At 61.1% G+C, this 288-nt stretch carries 1 pseudogene; it reads right to left on the bottom strand.

What is annotated here, in order from left to right:
* Positions 1 to 190, bottom strand: a pseudogene (locus tag NE591_RS15480) (hypothetical protein); the annotation flags it as partial.
* Positions 191 to 288: the final 98 nt, after the last annotated feature.

Consider the following 288-nt stretch of genomic DNA (forward strand, 5'->3'; position numbering starts at 1 on the left):
CGCTATTGATGGCAAGCAGACGACCAGCCCCATTTTTAGGCGAAAGATTGAGCAGGGCCTCGTTCACGACGGGGAAATAGAGGCCCGTGGCAACGGCCTGAACGAGTCGCGCCGCCACCAAGGAGGGAAAATCCCAGGCCACCACGCCAAGCATGGAGCCGACGAACGACACGATCAGCCCGAAGAGCATGACCTTCCTCAAACCGAAGCGGTGGAGCGAGAGGGCACGCGGATCTTCCAGGCGTAGCGAGTGTGAGGGTCCTCGAACTTCAGGCGCTGGAAGGCCAG

It is taken from the genome of Adlercreutzia sp. DFI.6.23, assembly GCF_024462535.1.
In the GTDB taxonomy this organism is placed as follows: Bacteria; Actinomycetota; Coriobacteriia; order Coriobacteriales; family Eggerthellaceae; genus Adlercreutzia; species Adlercreutzia rubneri.